The organism is Acidovorax sp. SRI_002 (assembly GCF_057586455.1).
In genome coordinates this window covers 660,259-675,128 of sequence record NZ_JBYCZW010000002.1, presented here as the reverse complement: position 1 = coordinate 675,128, position 14,870 = coordinate 660,259, and the positions used below count along the sequence as shown (strand labels likewise).

Genomic DNA, 14,870 nt, shown 5'->3' with positions numbered 1-14,870 from the left:
CTCAGTAGTCGTGCTCCACGCACCGCTCAAAGGTTTCCTTGAGCTTGTGCTCCCACACACGCTTGTCGGCATTGCTGGCAAAACTCGCCTCAAAGCTGTTGAACGCCAATTGGTAGGCGTGTTTCGCCGTGAGGCCCGTGGCGGCAAAAACCTGGGTGAAGTTCTCGTTCATGTAGCCGCCAAAGTAAGCGGGATCATCCGAGTTGACCGTGGCGGCCAGCCCGGCGTCGAGCAGCTTGCCCAGGTTGTGGTCCGCCAGGTTGGGAAACACGCACAGCTTCTGGTTGGACAGGGGGCACACCGTGAGCGCAATACGGTCCTGCGCCAGGCGCTGCATCAGTGCCGCGTCGTGCACCGCCTGCACCCCGTGGTCGATGCGCTCGACCTTGAGCACATCGAGCGCGCTCCAGATGTAGGCAGGAGGGCCCTCCTCGCCTGCATGGGCCACCAAGTGCAGACCCAGTTCGCGACAGCGGGCGAACACGCGGGCAAACTTTTCGGGCGGGTGGCCCAGTTCGCTGGAATCCAGCCCTACGCCAACGATCTTGTCGAGCAGGGGCATCGCCTGCTCCAGGGTCTCGAAGGCGGACTCCTCACTGAGGTGCCGCAGGAAACACAGGATGAGCGTGGCACTGATGCCCAGCTCCCTGCGTGCATCTTCACAGGCCCGGTACAGGCCGTTGATGACCGTCTCCATGGCAACGCCGCGTGCGGTGTGGGTCTGCGGATCGAAGAAGATTTCGGCGTGCAGCACGTTGTCGCGCGCTGCTCGCCCCAGGTAGGCGCGCGCCATGTCATAAAAGTCCTGCTCGTGCAGCAGCACGCTGGCACCCGCGTAGTAGATGTCCAGAAAACTTTGCAGGTTGGTGAACGCGTAGGCGCTGCGCAGTGCCTCCACACTGGCATAGGGCAAGGTCAATTCGTTGCGCTGCGCCAGTGCAAAGATCAGCTCAGGCTCCAGGGAGCCCTCGATATGGATATGCAGCTCGGCCTTGGGCATGGCGCGCAGCAGCGTGGGCAGGCGCTCGGCGGAAATGGGGGGCACTTTAAACATCAGCAGACTCCAAAGGTGATGCCGCTCTGGCGCAAAAAGCGGCGGTAGGCAGATGATGCCTTGTCGGCGGCGGTATGCAACTCCGCCCGCAGGTCCAGCGGCAGACACTGTGGCGTCTGCGACTCCAGCACGGGCTGGTCTTGCGTGAAGATGGTGTGCTGAAAGGCCTGCAGCTTCTCATCGGGCGAATCGAAATCTGCCACGGCCAGGCGAAACCACACGCGGCTGCGCACCGGGGTGATCGGGCAGATGAACAGCGCTATGGACTCCCGCCAGCCATCCACGGCCGTGGTGCCCGCCTCGGGCACCTTGGTCAGCACGGCCGCGTAGGGTGCCGTGACTTCGTAGGTGTACTCCACCTGGGCCGGGGCGGTGGAGTGCAGGTTGGACTGGGGTTGCCAGGCCTTGCAGCCGGTGGCCAGCAAGCCAGTGGGTGTGGCCTCAACGCGGTAGTCATCAATGGCAGGGACGTCGCGGCTGCCCAGCCAGCCTTCGTGCACAAAACCAAAGTGCGACATATCGAGAAAATTCTCGATGATGCGCGGAGCACTGGCCGCCACATCGTACGGCCCGCAGTTGAGCTTACGCAACCGCGCGTCGCCTTCGGCCACAAACTCGGGGAGCGCTGCACTGCCCTGCTCCATGCGCACCCAAATCAGGCCATAGGCCTCCCGCGCCTCAAAGGTCCGTGCGCAGTGCCCGGGCGGCGGAACAAACGCGGGTAGCGCTGGCACGTGGGTGCAGCGGCCGCCCGCCGCAAACTGCCAGCCGTGGTACGGGCACTCCAGTTGTCCTTGCGGAGTCACGCGGCCCAGCGAAAGCCGGGCTCCACGGTGCGGACACCGATCGGCCAAGGCCTGCACCCCACCCAGGCCATCACGCCACAGCACCAGCGGCTGGTCCAGCAACTGCACGGCCAGTGGGGTGTTCGCCACATCACCCGCCAGTGCCACGGGGTGCCACAACGTCGATTCGACCATCGTCCCTGCTCCAAAAAAAGCACTCAACAATGAAAAAGGGCCACCCAGGAAGGTAGCCCTTTTAAACTGGCAGCCCCAAGAGGCTGCCTGATGACGGGTCAGAAGTGCTTACTTCTTCTCGCCGCCGGGGATCTTGCCTTCCACGCCCTTGACGTAGAAGTTCACACCGCCCAGAAACTTGTCATCGGCCACCGTGTCTTTGGCCAGCACTTCCTTGCCGTCCTGACCCACGATCGGGCCCTTCCAGATCTGGAACGACCCGTCGGCCAGGCCCTTCTTCACGGCTTCGACCTTGGCTTTGGTGTCGGCAGGCACGTCTTCGGCGATGGAGACGATGTCGATGGCGCCTTCCTTCACGCCCCACCAGCTCTGGCCCGTGGCCCACTGGCCTTCCAGCGCGTCCTTGGTGGCCTTGATGTAGTACGGGCCCCAGTTGATGACGGCCGAAGCCAGGTGGGCCTTGGGACCGTAGGCAGTCATGTCGCTGTCCCAACCGAAGGCGCGCTTGCCCTTCTCTTGTGCGGTCTTGAGCACAGCAGGCGAATCGGTGTTCTGGAACAACACGTCCGCGCCACCGTTGATCAGGCTGGTGGCGGCTTCGGTTTCCTTGGGTGGGCTGAACCATTCGTTCACCCAGACCACCTTGGTCTTGATCTTGGGGTTGACCGACTGCGCACCCAGCGTGAAGCTGTTGATGTTGCGGATCACTTCAGGAATCGGCACCGAGCCCACCACGCCCAGAGTGTTGGACTTGGTCATGGCACCGGCAATGATGCCCGCCATGTACGCGCCTTCGTAGGTGCGGCTGTCATAGGTGCGCATGTTTTCGGCCGTCTTGTAGCCGGTGGCATGCTCGAACTTCACGCCCTTGTTGTCTTCCGCGACCTTGAGCATGGACTCCATGTAGCCGAAGGTGGTGCCGAAGATCAGCTTGTTGCCCTGGCCGGCCAGGTCGCGCAGCACGCGCTCTGCGTCAGCAGACTCGGGCACGCTTTCCACAAAGCTCGTCACGACCTTGTCGCCGAATTCCTTCTCGATGGCCTTGCGGCCGTTGTCGTGGGCGAACGACCAGCCACCATCGCCCACCGGGCCGACGTAGGCAAACGCGATCTTCAGAGGCTCGGGCTTGGGCGCCGGTGCTTCTGCCACGGGAGCCGGTGCGGGCGCGGGGGCCGGTGCCGGTTCTTCCTTCTTGCCACAGCCCACGAGGGCGGCAGCGGCCACGGCGGAGAGCGCTGCCACCTTGAGCATGGAGCGTTTCTGCAGATCAGTCATGTCGGTTTCCTTATTGAAGAAGTAAGACTTGCAAAGGTTGAGGGACGAAAACACTAATTATGGGGCGATCTACCACCGGGTAACCAGCAATTCTTGGGACCAGTGCTTGTTCACGAACCCGGATAAAACGGCTTGCCGAGCGATGCCGGCATGTTGATGCGGATCCACGCCGGATTGCGCGAGATCAGCGCCAGCACCACGATGGTGGCCACATAAGGCAGCATGCTCAGCAACTGGCTGGCCACCTGCACGCCTGTGGCCTGCAAATGGAACTGCAGCATGGTCACGCCACCAAACAGGTAAGCACCAAGCAACACCCGTGCCGGGCGCCACGTGGCAAAGGTGGTCAGCGCCAGCGCGATCCAGCCGCGCCCGGCCACCATACCCTCCACCCACAGAGGGGTGTAAACGGTAGAGATGTACGCGCCGGCCAGCCCGCACAGCGAGCCACCGGCCACCACGGCGGCCAAGCGAATACGGCGCACGGGGTAGCCCAGCGCATGGGCCGACTCGGGCGACTCGCCCACCGAGCGCAGCACCAGCCCGGCGCGCGTGCGGTACAGGAACCAGATCAGCCCCGCCACCAGCAGCATGGTGAGATACACCAGCGGGTGCTGCCGGAACAGCGCAGGGCCGAGCAGCGGCACATCGCCCAGCACCGGGATCACGTATTTGGGCAGCTCTGGCAGCTTGGCCTGGACGTAGCTGATGCCCGCAAAGGCCGAAAAACCCACGCCGAACAGGCTGAGCGCCAGCCCCGTGGCGTACTGGTTGGTGTTGAGCCAGATCACCAGCACACCAAAGATGGCCGCCAGCAGCGCGCCAGCGCCCATGCCCGCCGCAAACCCCAGCCAGGTGTTGCCCGTGTGCACCACGGTGGCAAACCCTGCAATGGCGGCGCAGAGCATCATGCCCTCGGCCCCCAGGTTGACGATGCCGGCCTTTTCATTGATGAGCAGGCCCAGGGCCGCGATGGCCAGAACGGTGCCCGCGCTCAGCGTGGCGCCAATCAGGAGTGCATAGGATTCCATTACTTGCCTCCCTTCGCGGCCACCCAGCGGATGCGGTAGGCGATCAAGGTGTCACAGGCCAGCAGCGTGAACAGCAGCAGGCCCTGGAACACGCCCGTGAGCGACTTGGGCAGGCCCATGCGCGACTGCGCAAGCTCGCCGCCGATGTAGAACATGCTCATGAGAATGGCCGACAAAATCATGCCCACCGGGTGCAGCCGCCCCACAAACGCCACGATGATGGCCGCAAAGCCGTAGCCTGCGGGCACATACGGCGTGAGCTGGCCAATGGGCCCGGCCACCTCCAGCGCGCCCGCCAGGCCCGCCGCACCGCCTGAGATCAGCAGCGCCGTCCACAGTGCCTTGCGCGACGAGAAGCCCGCATAGCGCGCCGCTGCAGGGGCTAGCCCGCCCACCTGCTGGGCAAAACCGGCCCGGGTGCGGAACAGAAACACCCACAACGCCGCGGCCCCCGCCAGCGCCAGCAGCAGCCCGATGGACACGCGCGAGCCCTGCATCAGGCGCGGGATCTGCGTGACTTTCTCGAACGTCTTGGTCTGCGGAAAGTTGTAGCCCATCGGGTCCTTCCACGGGCCATAGACCAGATAGCCCAGCACCAGCGTGGCCACATAGACCAGCATCAGGCTCACCAGGATTTCATTGGCGTTGAACTTGTCGCGCAGCAGGGCCGTGAGCCCTGCCCACACCATGCCACCCAGCACCCCGGCGAGCAGGATGGCGGGCACGATCCACGGCCCGGTGGTCTTGTCGGCCAGCAGCGCCACGCCGCCCGCCACCACGGCACCGATCACGAACTGGCCCTCGGCACCGATGTTCCACACGTTGGAGCGAAAACACACGGCCAGCCCCAGCGCAATCAATAACAGCGGCGTGGCCTTGACCATGAGCTCACCCACGGCATAAGGCGTCTTGATCGGCTCCCAGAAGAAGACCTGCAACCCGCGCACCGGGTCTTTGCCCAGCGCCACGAACAAGGCCACACCAATCAACACCGTGACGGCCAGCGCCAGCAGCGGCGAGCCATAGGTCCACCAGCCAGAAGCCTGGGAGCGCGGTTCCAGCTTAAGCATGCTGCACCTCCGCGGCCTTGGCCTGATGTGCGAGGTGCGCTTGGACATCGGCATGCCACAGCCCGCTCATCCATTCGCCAATGCGCTCTACCGTGGCCTCGGCGCGCGGCACAGAAGGCGACAAATGCCCCTTGGCCACCACGTGCAGCCGGTCACAGATCTCAAACAATTCGTCCAGCTCCTCACTCACCACCAGCACGGCGCAGCCCGCATCACGCAGCGCCAGGATGGAGCCGCGAATCTGCGCCGCAGCCCCCACGTCCACACCCCAGGTGGGTTGCGAGACGATGAGCAGCTTCGGGTTGGCATCGATCTCGCGCCCCACGATGAACTTCTGCAGGTTGCCGCCCGACAGCGACTTGGCCGCCGCGTTGGGGCCACCCGCCTTCACATTGAATCGCCGGATGATGTCCTCGGCATGCTTTTGCAGCGCGCCCACCTTGATCCAGCCACTGCCGCTGACCGCATTGGTGCGCGTGAGCAGCAGGTTGTGCGCCAGCCCCATGGTGGGCACGGCGCCCCGGCCCAAACGCTCTTCGGGCACAAAGTGCAGGCCCAGCGCACGGCGCTGGCCGGGGCCCATGCGGCCTGCGTTCTGGCCCGAGACCTGGATGCTCGCAGGCTCGGCCCGTTGGTCTTCACCCGACAGCGCATACAGCAGCTCTTTTTGCCCATTGCCCGACACGCCAGCAATGCCCACCACTTCGCCCGCCTTGACCTCGAACTGCAGGTCGATCAAGTCCACGCCGAACTGGTCGGCACGCGGCAGCGACAGGCCCTTGACGCGCAGCACCGTGGCGCCGGTCTGCACCGCGCGGTGCTCCAGCGCGGGCGGCTCGGCGCCAATCATCAGGCGCGACAGGGAGGCATTGGATTCCTCCGCCGGGTTGCACACGCCCGTCACCTTGCCGCCGCGCAGCACGGTGCAGGCGGTGCACAGCGCGCGAATTTCGTGCAGCTTGTGGCTGATGTAGAGGATGCTGCAGCCTTCCGAAGCCAGCTTGCGCAGCACCACAAAAAGCTTTTCGACCGCCTGGGGCGTGAGCACCGAGGTGGGCTCGTCCAGGATCAGCACCTTGGGGTTGGTGAGCAGCGCACGGATGATCTCCACCCGCTGCATCTCGCCCACGCTCAGGGTGTGCACGGGGCGCAGGGGGTCGATGTCAAGGCCGTATTCGGTGGCCTTGGCGGTGATGCGGCCGGTCACTTCGGCCAGCGTCAGGCTCTTGTCCAGGCCCAACCACACGTTCTCGGCCACCGTGAGGGTGTCGAACAGGCTGAAATGCTGGAACACCATGGCGATGCCCAGGGCCCGCGCTTCTTGCGGGTTGCGCACCTGCACGGCCTGGCCGTTGAAGAACACGCTGCCTTCATCGGGCTTGACCGAGCCGTAGATGATTTTCATCAGCGTGGACTTGCCCGCGCCGTTTTCGCCCAGCACGGCGTGGATTTCACCCGGCAGCACCGTGAGCGACACGCCGCTGTTGGCCACCACGGCCGGGTAGCGCTTGGTGATGCCCACCAGCTGCAGCCGTGGCGGCGCCGCACCAGGCGCTGAAGGATTGGGGGGAGAACTCATGCGGGGATTGTCTCTCAGTTTTACAACTTGTTATAAGAATGAAAATACCTCATGGCGCTTGTTCAGCATGCTCAAGCAGCTATTCTTTTCGTAGCGAAGCAGCCACGGTTTTCACGCAATCTCGCAGCCATGCGGCCGCCGCCGAGTGGTGCGTGCGGGCGTGCCACAGCTGGTAGTACATGAGCCGAGGAAACGGCACCGGGCACGGCAATATAGCCAGCGGAAGTTGCTCCACATACCGCTCGCAGTACTGGCGGCCGGTGGTCAGCACAAGCAAGCTCGATGCCACGATGCTGGGGATGAGGCTGAAATGTGCGCAGCGCGCCGTGATGTGGCGCTGCATGCCCAGGCTGTCCAGGTGGGTGTCGATCACGCCGCGCGCGCCGGGGTGGGTGGGCGTGGGCGCGATGTGTTCGGCGGCCAGCCAGTTTTCCACGTCCCAGCCGCGCCGCACGGCGGGGTGGTCTTTGCCGACCAGGCAGACCACTTCGTCACCAAACAGGCGGCCCATGTGCAGGTCGTCCGGCGGCTGGGGCCAGTTGCCGATCACCACGTCCACCTCGCCCTGCGCCAGGTGCGCGTGATAGTGCGTGTCGGCCGACAGGGGCAGGATCTCGATGGGGCACAAAGGGGCCTCGACCTTGATGCGGGCCACGAGCTGGGGTAGAAAAAGGGGGTCGAGGTAATCGCTGGCGGCCACGCGGAAGGTGCGGGTGGCTGTGCGCGGGTCAAACCCGCGTGCGTCTGAAAACAGCGCCTCGGCCGAGCGCAGGATCGCGCCCGCAGGCTCCACCATGCGCAGCGCAGCATCGGTGGGCATCATGCTGGCGCCCGAGCGCACGAGCAGCGGGTCGCCCGCCAGGTCGCGCAGCCTTTTCAACGCAGCCGACACCGCCGGCTGGTGCATGCCCAGGCGGACGGCGGCCCTCGATACGCTGCGTTCTGTGAGCACGGTGTGCAAGACCCTTATGAGATGGAGGTCTATCTTGTCGAAAAGGGCGTGGTCTCTCATAGCGGTGTGGGCATGGGTGCCATAAGCTTGCGCATATGCCGGTAACGGTACTGCGTTCTACCCTCTGCTGAACCTTTCCATCCAAGATCGAAGTGGCGTTTGTCATGACAACAAGACCCTTGCAATTCCTGCGCCGAGGCCAGCCCGTGGCGCTGGGCAATGTACCACCCGACCGAACCTTGCTGGAGGTGCTGCGCGAAGACCTGGGCTGCACCGGCACCAAGGAAGGCTGCGGCGAAGGCGACTGCGGCGCCTGCACCGTCGTGCTGGGCGAGGCGCGGGACGGCAAGCTGCACTACAGCGCGGTGAACAGCTGCATCCGCCTGGCGCATTCGGTGGATGGCATGGCGCTGTGGACGGTGGAGGACCTGGCGGAAGACCCACTGATCCAGCCAGTGGGCGATGCCGCAACGGCTCCTGGTCAAACCATCACGCTCCATCCAGCACAAGAAGCCATGGTGCAGTGCCACGGCTCGCAATGCGGCTTTTGTACCCCCGGCTTCGTGATGAGCCTCTTTGGCATGTACCAAAACCATGTGTGCCATGGCCAACCCATCACCCGCGAGCTGGCGCAGGAAGAACTCTCGGGCAACCTGTGCCGCTGCACCGGCTACCGCCCCATCCTGGACGCCGCACAGCAGATGGCCGCCCTGCCAGCGATGGCGGTGAACGAGCCGCTTTTGCTACAAAAATTAGAGCTGCTCGCGCTTGACCATCAAGCGCCAGATGCCAATTCTTCTTATATTTCACCCACCACGCTGCCCGACCTGCTGGCCTCACGCGCCGCGCACCCTGCGGCGCAGGTCGTGGCAGGCTGCACCGATGTGGGCCTGTGGGTGACCAAGCAGCACAAACAGTACGCGCAGATTCTGGATGTGACTCGCGCGGCAGAGCTGCGGCAGATCCAGCAGGACGCACACCACATCACCATCGGCGCCGCCGTCACGCTGACCGACGCCTTTGCGGCACTGACCGCGCAGTGGCCACAGCTGCACAGCTTTGCCACGCGCTTTGCGGGCCTGCCCGTGCGCAACTCGGGCACGCTGGGGGGCAACGTGGCCAACGGCTCGCCCATTGGCGACTCGATGCCGCTCTTGATTGCACTGCGCGCCCAGGTGGTGCTGGCCAGCGTGCGCGGCGAACGCGCCATGGCGCTGGAAGACCTGTACACCGGCTACCGGCAGAACGTGATGGCGCCCGACGAACTGCTGGCACGCATCGTGGTGCCCAGGCCGGGTGTCACGGAAGTGCTTCGGGCCTACAAGATTTCCAAGCGCTTCGACGACGATATTTCTGCCGTCTGCCTTGTCATCAACCTGGACATCGAAGCCGACGTGGTGCGCCGCGCCAGCATCGGCGCGGGCGGTGTGGCTGCCACACCAGCCCGCGCGCGCCAGACCGAAGCCGCGCTGACCGGCCAGCCCTGGAATGCCGACACCATCGCCCGCGCTGCGCAAGCGCTGCAAGGCGAGTTCAACCCCATCTCTGACATGCGCGCCAGCGGCACCTACCGCCGCACGGTGCTGGCCAGCCTGCTGCAGCGCTTCTGGCTGGAGAGCCAGGGCGAAGAGGCCGTGAGCGTGGAGAACTTCCGACTGGAGGCTGCGGTATGAACCAGCGCGAATCTCTCCCCACGGGCCTCCCGGTGAGCCGCGACGCCGTGGACGACCCGGTGGCTGCCACCGCCGACGCCCACGCCGCCGAGCCCCAAGCCCCGCAGCAGACCAGCGCACCCGCCAGTCCCCGCGCCATGGGCCAGTCGCACATCCATGAAAGCGCGCGCGCCCAGGTGGCCGGTGCCGCCCACTACATCGACGACCTGCCGGAGGTGAAGGGCACGTTGTACGCAGCGCCCATCCTCTCCACGGTGGCGCATGGCACCTTGAACGGCGTGGATGCCAGCGCCGCCCTGGCCCTGCCCGGCGTGCGCGGCGTGGTGCTGGCGCAAGACGTTCCCGGCGACAAGTTGCTGGCCGCCTTTGCGCACGACGAGCCCGTTTTTGCAGTCGACACCGTGCAGCACATCGGCCAGGTCATCGGCCTGGTGGTGGCCGACTCGGTCATGCAGGCGCGGCGTGCGGTGCGTGCCGTGAAGCTCGACATCGCCCCACTGCCCGCCGTGCTTTCCGTGCACGAGGCACTGAAAGCCGAAAGCTACGTGCTGCCCCCCGTGTTCGTGCGCCGGGGCGACGCTGCGACAGGCCTGGCCCAAGCCGCCCACCGCCTCAGCGGCGCCTTTGAAGTGGGCGGGCAAGAGCATTTTTATCTGGAAGGCCAAATCGCTTACGCGCTGCCGCTGGAGCAAAAGCAGTGGTGGATCTACTCCAGCACCCAGCACCCCGGCGAGGTGCAGCACTGGGTGGCACACGCGCTGGGCATCGACAACCACGCGGTCAAGGTGGAATGCCGCCGCATGGGCGGCGGCTTTGGCGGCAAGGAGACCCAGGCGGGTCACCTGGCCGTGTGGGCCGCCGTGGCTGCCAATAAGTTCGGCCGCGCCGTCAAGCTGCGGCTGGACCGCGACGAGGACTTCATGGTCACCGGCAAGCGCCACCCGTTTGCGTACGAGTACGACGTGGGTTTTGACGACACCGGCCGCATCACGGGCCTGAAGCTTCAGATGGCCGCCAACTGCGGTTTCAGCGCCGACCTGTCCGGCCCCGTGGCCGACCGGGCCGTGTTCCATGCCGACAACGCGTACTACCTGAGCGATGTGGAAATCGCCTCCTACCGCTGCAAGACGAATACGCAGAGCCACACGGCGTTTCGCGGCTTCGGCGGACCGCAGGGCGTGATCGTGATCGAGGCCATCCTGGGCGACATCGCCCGCGCGCTGGGTCGCGATGCGCAGGACGTGCGGATGGTCAATCTGTACGGCAAGGATGCAGCGGATGGCCGCAACGTCACGCACTACCAGATGACGGTGGAGGACAACATCCTCCACGCGCTGATGCCCCAGCTGGAGCGCGATGCCAACTACCGCCAGCGCCAGGCCGCCATCGCTGCGTGGAACGCCACAAGCCCGGTGCTCAAGCGCGGCCTGGCCATCACGCCCGTCAAGTTCGGCATCAGCTTCACCGCCACGCTGTTCAACCAGGCGGGCGCGCTGGTGCATGTGTACACCGACGGCAGCGTGCAGGTGAACCACGGCGGCACCGAAATGGGCCAGGGCCTGCACACCAAGGTGGCGCAGATCGTGGCCGACGAGCTGGGTGTGCCGCTGCACCGCGTGCTGGTCACGGCCAGCGACACCAGCAAGGTGCCCAACGCCAGCGCCACCGCCGCCAGCAGCGGCACCGACCTGAACGGCCGCGCGGCGCAGTTCGCAGCCCGCAATGTGCGGGACAACCTGGCCTCGTTCGTGTGCGGGCTCGATGGCTGCGGTGCGGGTGCCATCCGCTTCGAGGGCGGCCAGGTGATCTCGCCCAAGAAGGTGCGCGCGTTCGACGATGTGGTGAAGGAGGCGTACGCCAACCGCATCCAGCTGTGGAGCGATGGCTTTTACCGCACGCCAAAGATCCACTACGACAAGGCCACGCTCACGGGCCGGCCCTTCTACTACTTCAGCTACGGCGCTGCCTGTTCCGAGGTGGTCATCGACACGCTGACCGGCGAAAGCCGCGTGGCGCGCGTGGACATCCTGCACGACGTGGGCCACAGCATCAACCCGGCCATCGACATCGGGCAGATCGAAGGCGGTTTTGTACAGGGCATGGGCTGGCTGACCACGGAGCAGTTGGTGTGGAACGACAAAGGGTATCTGGCCACGCACGCGCCTAGCACCTACAAGATCCCGGCCACGGGGGACATCCCCGAGCACTTCAAGGTGGCGCTGTGGCCGGAGGCCAACCGGGAGGACAACGTGGGCGGCAGCAAGGCGGTGGGGGAGCCTCCGTTCATGCTGGCGATCAGTGTGTACGAGGCACTGCGCAATGCGGTGGCTGCAGGACGTGAGGGGCAGGACGCTACGGAGCCGGTGATGCTGATGGCACCGGCGACTGCGGAGAATGTGTTGCGCGCCTTGGGTAAATTGGGCGCGTGAAGGGCCTGCCTCCCGACCGTTTCACCGCACGATCCGTTCGGGCTGAGTTGGTCGAAGCCAGGGCAGGCACGCTCGCTAATCTGGCAGCATGCCTGGTTGAAGGGCGGAGGCCGGGGTGTGCGTCCGGCGGCGCAGTAACTTTCTCTTGCCTCGCCAAGAGAAAGTCACCAAAGAGAAGGCGACCCTACACGCTGCGTCCCTTCGCTTCGCTGCGGGCAACCTGCGGTGCTCGCGTCCAGCGGGGTCTCGCTCGAACTCGCTCCACTTCGTTGCGCTCAGACAATCGCGAGCCCTGATCCGCTGGCCGCTGCGCTCCTCGGCGCATCCTGAAGGGAACCCGGGGAGCGGGCTTCCACGCGGGCCATTGCTTCGCTGCGCAGCGCTCGGCCCCATCTCGCGGGCGCAAGCGCCTCGCGCTGCGCACACGCGGCCGAGCGAAGCAAAGGCCCGTGTGGATGTTTGGATGTTCGGCTGTCCCACCCCTGCTGGCTGCGCCTGCGACGGGGCGGTTGCGGGGTGAGCATGGGCGTCGAAGCGCCCATGCTTCGTGAACTGACTCGCCGTGGTTGTCCGAGCGGCGCGCGCCAGCGCAAAGCGAGTTCCACGGCGCACCCCGCAACCGCCCCGCCGCAGGTTGCCCCTTCGCACCGCGAAGGGGTCGCAGACTGGGGGTCGCCCTTTCTTTGGTGACTTTCTTTCGGCGACGCGAAAGAAAGTTACTCGCCCGCCGGGGCGACATCCCGGCCCCCGCCCTCAAAACAGGCACGCCGCCCAACCAGCGCAAAAGCCCAGGCTTCGACAAGCTCAGCCCCAACGGACTGGAGGGCACCACAAAACCACAAAAACAATAGCACCCAGCGCGCTCCAGAAAAGCGCCAGGGTCCAAAATCACCCCAAAACCCCAGACACCAGCCGCAAGACGCGATCACACCGCGCCGCCAGCGACTCATCGTGAGTCACCATCACAAACGCCGTGCCTTGGTCGCGCGCCAGCTGCAGCATCAGGTCAAACACGCCGTCGGCGGTGCTGCGATCCAGGTTACCCGTGGGCTCATCCGCCAGCACACACGCGGGCCGCGTCACCAAGGCACGCGCAATCGCCACACGCTGGCGCTCGCCGCCCGATAGCTCGGCGGGCCGGTGCATCAGACGCTCTTTCAAACCGACGGAGGTGAGCACCCGCTCAGCCTCGGCATGGCACTGCGCCAGCGGCAGGCGGCGGATGCGCAGCGGCATGGCCACGTTGTCCAGCGCGCTGAACTCGGGCAGCAGGTGGTGGAACTGGTAGATAAAACCCAGGTGCTGGTTGCGCAGCTGGCCCTGGCGCTCTGCTGACAGCGAAGACATCTCTTCACCCTTGAGGCGCACGGTGCCTGCCGTGGGCGCATCCAGCCCGCCCAGCAGGTGCAGCAGCGTGCTCTTGCCCGAGCCCGATGCGCCGACGATGGCCAGCGTTTCGCCCGCGCGGATCTGAAGATCCACGCCCTTGAGCACCGTCACATCAAGGCGGCCTTCGGTGAATCGCTTGGTGAGGCCCTTGGCCTCCAGCACCACCATTCCAACTTTCTGATCACTCATAGCGCAGCGCCTCGGCGGGGTTCACACGGCTGGCGCGCCAGCTGGGGTACAGGGTGGCCACAAAAGCCAACACCAGCGAGATGATGCCGATGGGCATGATGTCGCTGCTCTGGGGTTCACTCGGCATCTTGCTGATGAGGTAGATGTCCTTGGGCAAGAAGCTCGCGTTGAGCGCCTTCTCGATGGCGGGCACGATCACATCGATGTTGAACGCGATGCCCAGGCCCAGCAGCAGGCCCACGGCCGTGCCGATCACGCCGACCATGGCGCCCTGCACCACAAAGATGCCCATGATGCTCTTGGGGCTGGCGCCCAGGGTGCGCAGGATGGCGATGTCGGCGCGCTTGTCGGTCACCGTCATCACGAGGGTCGATACGAGGTTGAACGCCGCCACCGCCACGATGAGGGTGAGGATGATGAACATCATGCGTTTTTCGAGCTGCACGGCCGCAAACCAGGTGCGGTTCTGCTGCGTCCAGTCGCGGATGAGCAACTGGCCGCTCAGACTGCCCGCCAGTTGCTGGGCCACCTCGCGCGCCTGGTGCAGGTCCTTGAGCTTCAGGCGCACGCCCGTGGGGCCTTCCAGGCGAAAGATGCGCTGCGCATCCTCGTGGTGCAGCAGCACCAGGGCCGAGTCGTATTCGTAGTGGCCCGAATCAAACGTGCCCGCCACGGTCATCTGCTTGAGGCGCGGCACCACGCCCGCCGGCGTGACCTGCCCTGCGGGCGCGATCAGGGTGACCACATCACCAGCGCGCACGCCCAGCATGCGGGCCAGCTCGCCCCCCAGCACAACGCGGAATTCGCCGGGCACCAGCAGATTCAGTGTCTTTTCGTTGGTGGCGGCCAGGTCCGTCACGGCGCCTTCCAGCGCCGGGTCGATGCCGCGCACCAGCGCACCCTTCATGTCCTCGCCGCGCGCCAGCAGCGCCTGCGCGGCCACGAACGGTGCGGCGCCCACCACGTTGGGGTTTTGCTTCGCCTCGGCCAGCGTGCGCGCAGGGTCGGGCAACGCAGCGCCCTGGGGCGCAAAAATCTCGATGTGCGAGACCACGCTCAGCATGCGGTCGCGCACCTCTTTCTGAAAGCCGTTCATCACCGACAACACAATGATGAGCGCCGCCACCCCAAGCGCAATGCCCAGCATGGACACGCCCGAGATGAACGAGATGAAGCCATTGCGCCGCGTGGCGCGGCCCGCGCGCGTGTAGCGCCAGCCCAGGGCCAGTTCGTAGGGGATTTGCATGGA

At 65.5% G+C, this 14,870-nt stretch carries 11 protein-coding genes; 2 read left to right on the top strand and 9 right to left on the bottom strand.

Annotated elements, in window-relative coordinates:
* Position 1: 1 nt before the first annotated feature.
* From AC2YJX_RS08010 to AC2YJX_RS07980, 7 genes are all read right to left on the bottom strand, one after another.
* Entirely contained in the window at positions 2-1,054 is a 1,053-nt protein-coding gene (locus AC2YJX_RS08010) for an adenosine deaminase (RefSeq protein ID WP_121507273.1), read from the bottom strand.
* Complete coding sequence (locus AC2YJX_RS08005) at positions 1,054-2,034, bottom strand: aromatic ring-hydroxylating dioxygenase subunit alpha (protein ID WP_487255728.1); 981 nt, start codon at positions 2,032-2,034, stop codon at positions 1,054-1,056. Before AC2YJX_RS08005 ends, AC2YJX_RS08010 begins: the two co-directional genes overlap by 1 nt.
* A 108-nt stretch (positions 2,035-2,142) precedes the next feature.
* A complete protein-coding gene (locus AC2YJX_RS08000; protein ID WP_055401936.1) occupies positions 2,143-3,309 on the bottom strand; it encodes a BMP family ABC transporter substrate-binding protein in 1,167 nt (388 codons plus the stop codon).
* A 110-nt stretch (positions 3,310-3,419) separates the two neighbouring features.
* Positions 3,420-4,340 carry an ABC transporter permease gene (locus tag AC2YJX_RS07995; RefSeq protein ID WP_487255727.1) on the bottom strand — a complete coding sequence of 307 codons (921 nt, stop codon included), beginning with the start codon at positions 4,338-4,340 and terminating at the stop codon, positions 3,420-3,422.
* Positions 4,340-5,410 carry an ABC transporter permease gene (locus AC2YJX_RS07990; RefSeq protein ID WP_487255726.1) on the bottom strand — a complete coding sequence of 357 codons (1,071 nt, stop codon included), beginning with the start codon at positions 5,408-5,410 and terminating at the stop codon, positions 4,340-4,342. The genes AC2YJX_RS07995 and AC2YJX_RS07990 overlap by 1 nt, the downstream gene beginning before the upstream one ends.
* Positions 5,403-6,989, bottom strand: a complete 1,587-nt coding sequence (locus tag AC2YJX_RS07985) for an ABC transporter ATP-binding protein (protein ID WP_487255725.1) — start codon at positions 6,987-6,989, stop codon at positions 5,403-5,405. Before AC2YJX_RS07985 ends, AC2YJX_RS07990 begins: the two co-directional genes overlap by 8 nt.
* A gap of 79 nt (positions 6,990-7,068) precedes the next feature.
* A complete protein-coding gene (locus AC2YJX_RS07980; RefSeq protein ID WP_487255724.1) occupies positions 7,069-8,001 on the bottom strand; it encodes a LysR family transcriptional regulator in 933 nt (310 codons plus the stop codon).
* Between the two features lie 104 nt (positions 8,002-8,105).
* On the opposite strand from AC2YJX_RS07980, the gene xdhA reads away from it, so the two are divergent.
* Both xdhA and xdhB read left to right on the top strand, forming a co-directional pair.
* Positions 8,106-9,614, top strand: coding sequence for a xanthine dehydrogenase small subunit (xdhA, locus tag AC2YJX_RS07975; protein ID WP_487255723.1), 1,509 nt, complete (start codon positions 8,106-8,108; stop codon positions 9,612-9,614).
* The gene (gene xdhB / locus AC2YJX_RS07970; protein WP_487255722.1) at positions 9,611-12,043 is read left to right on the top strand and encodes a xanthine dehydrogenase molybdopterin binding subunit; all 2,433 of its coding nucleotides are present in this window, start codon (positions 9,611-9,613) and stop codon (positions 12,041-12,043) included. Before xdhA ends, xdhB begins: the two co-directional genes overlap by 4 nt.
* Before the next feature lie 888 nt (positions 12,044-12,931).
* On the opposite strand, the gene lolD is transcribed toward xdhB, so the two are convergent.
* Both lolD and AC2YJX_RS07960 read right to left on the bottom strand, forming a co-directional pair.
* Entirely contained in the window at positions 12,932-13,621 is a 690-nt protein-coding gene (gene lolD / locus AC2YJX_RS07965) for a lipoprotein-releasing ABC transporter ATP-binding protein LolD (protein ID WP_228898498.1), read from the bottom strand.
* The gene (locus AC2YJX_RS07960; RefSeq protein ID WP_121422572.1) at positions 13,614-14,867 is read right to left on the bottom strand and encodes a lipoprotein-releasing ABC transporter permease subunit; all 1,254 of its coding nucleotides are present in this window, start codon (positions 14,865-14,867) and stop codon (positions 13,614-13,616) included. The genes lolD and AC2YJX_RS07960 overlap by 8 nt, the downstream gene beginning before the upstream one ends.
* Positions 14,868-14,870 lie beyond the last annotated feature (3 nt).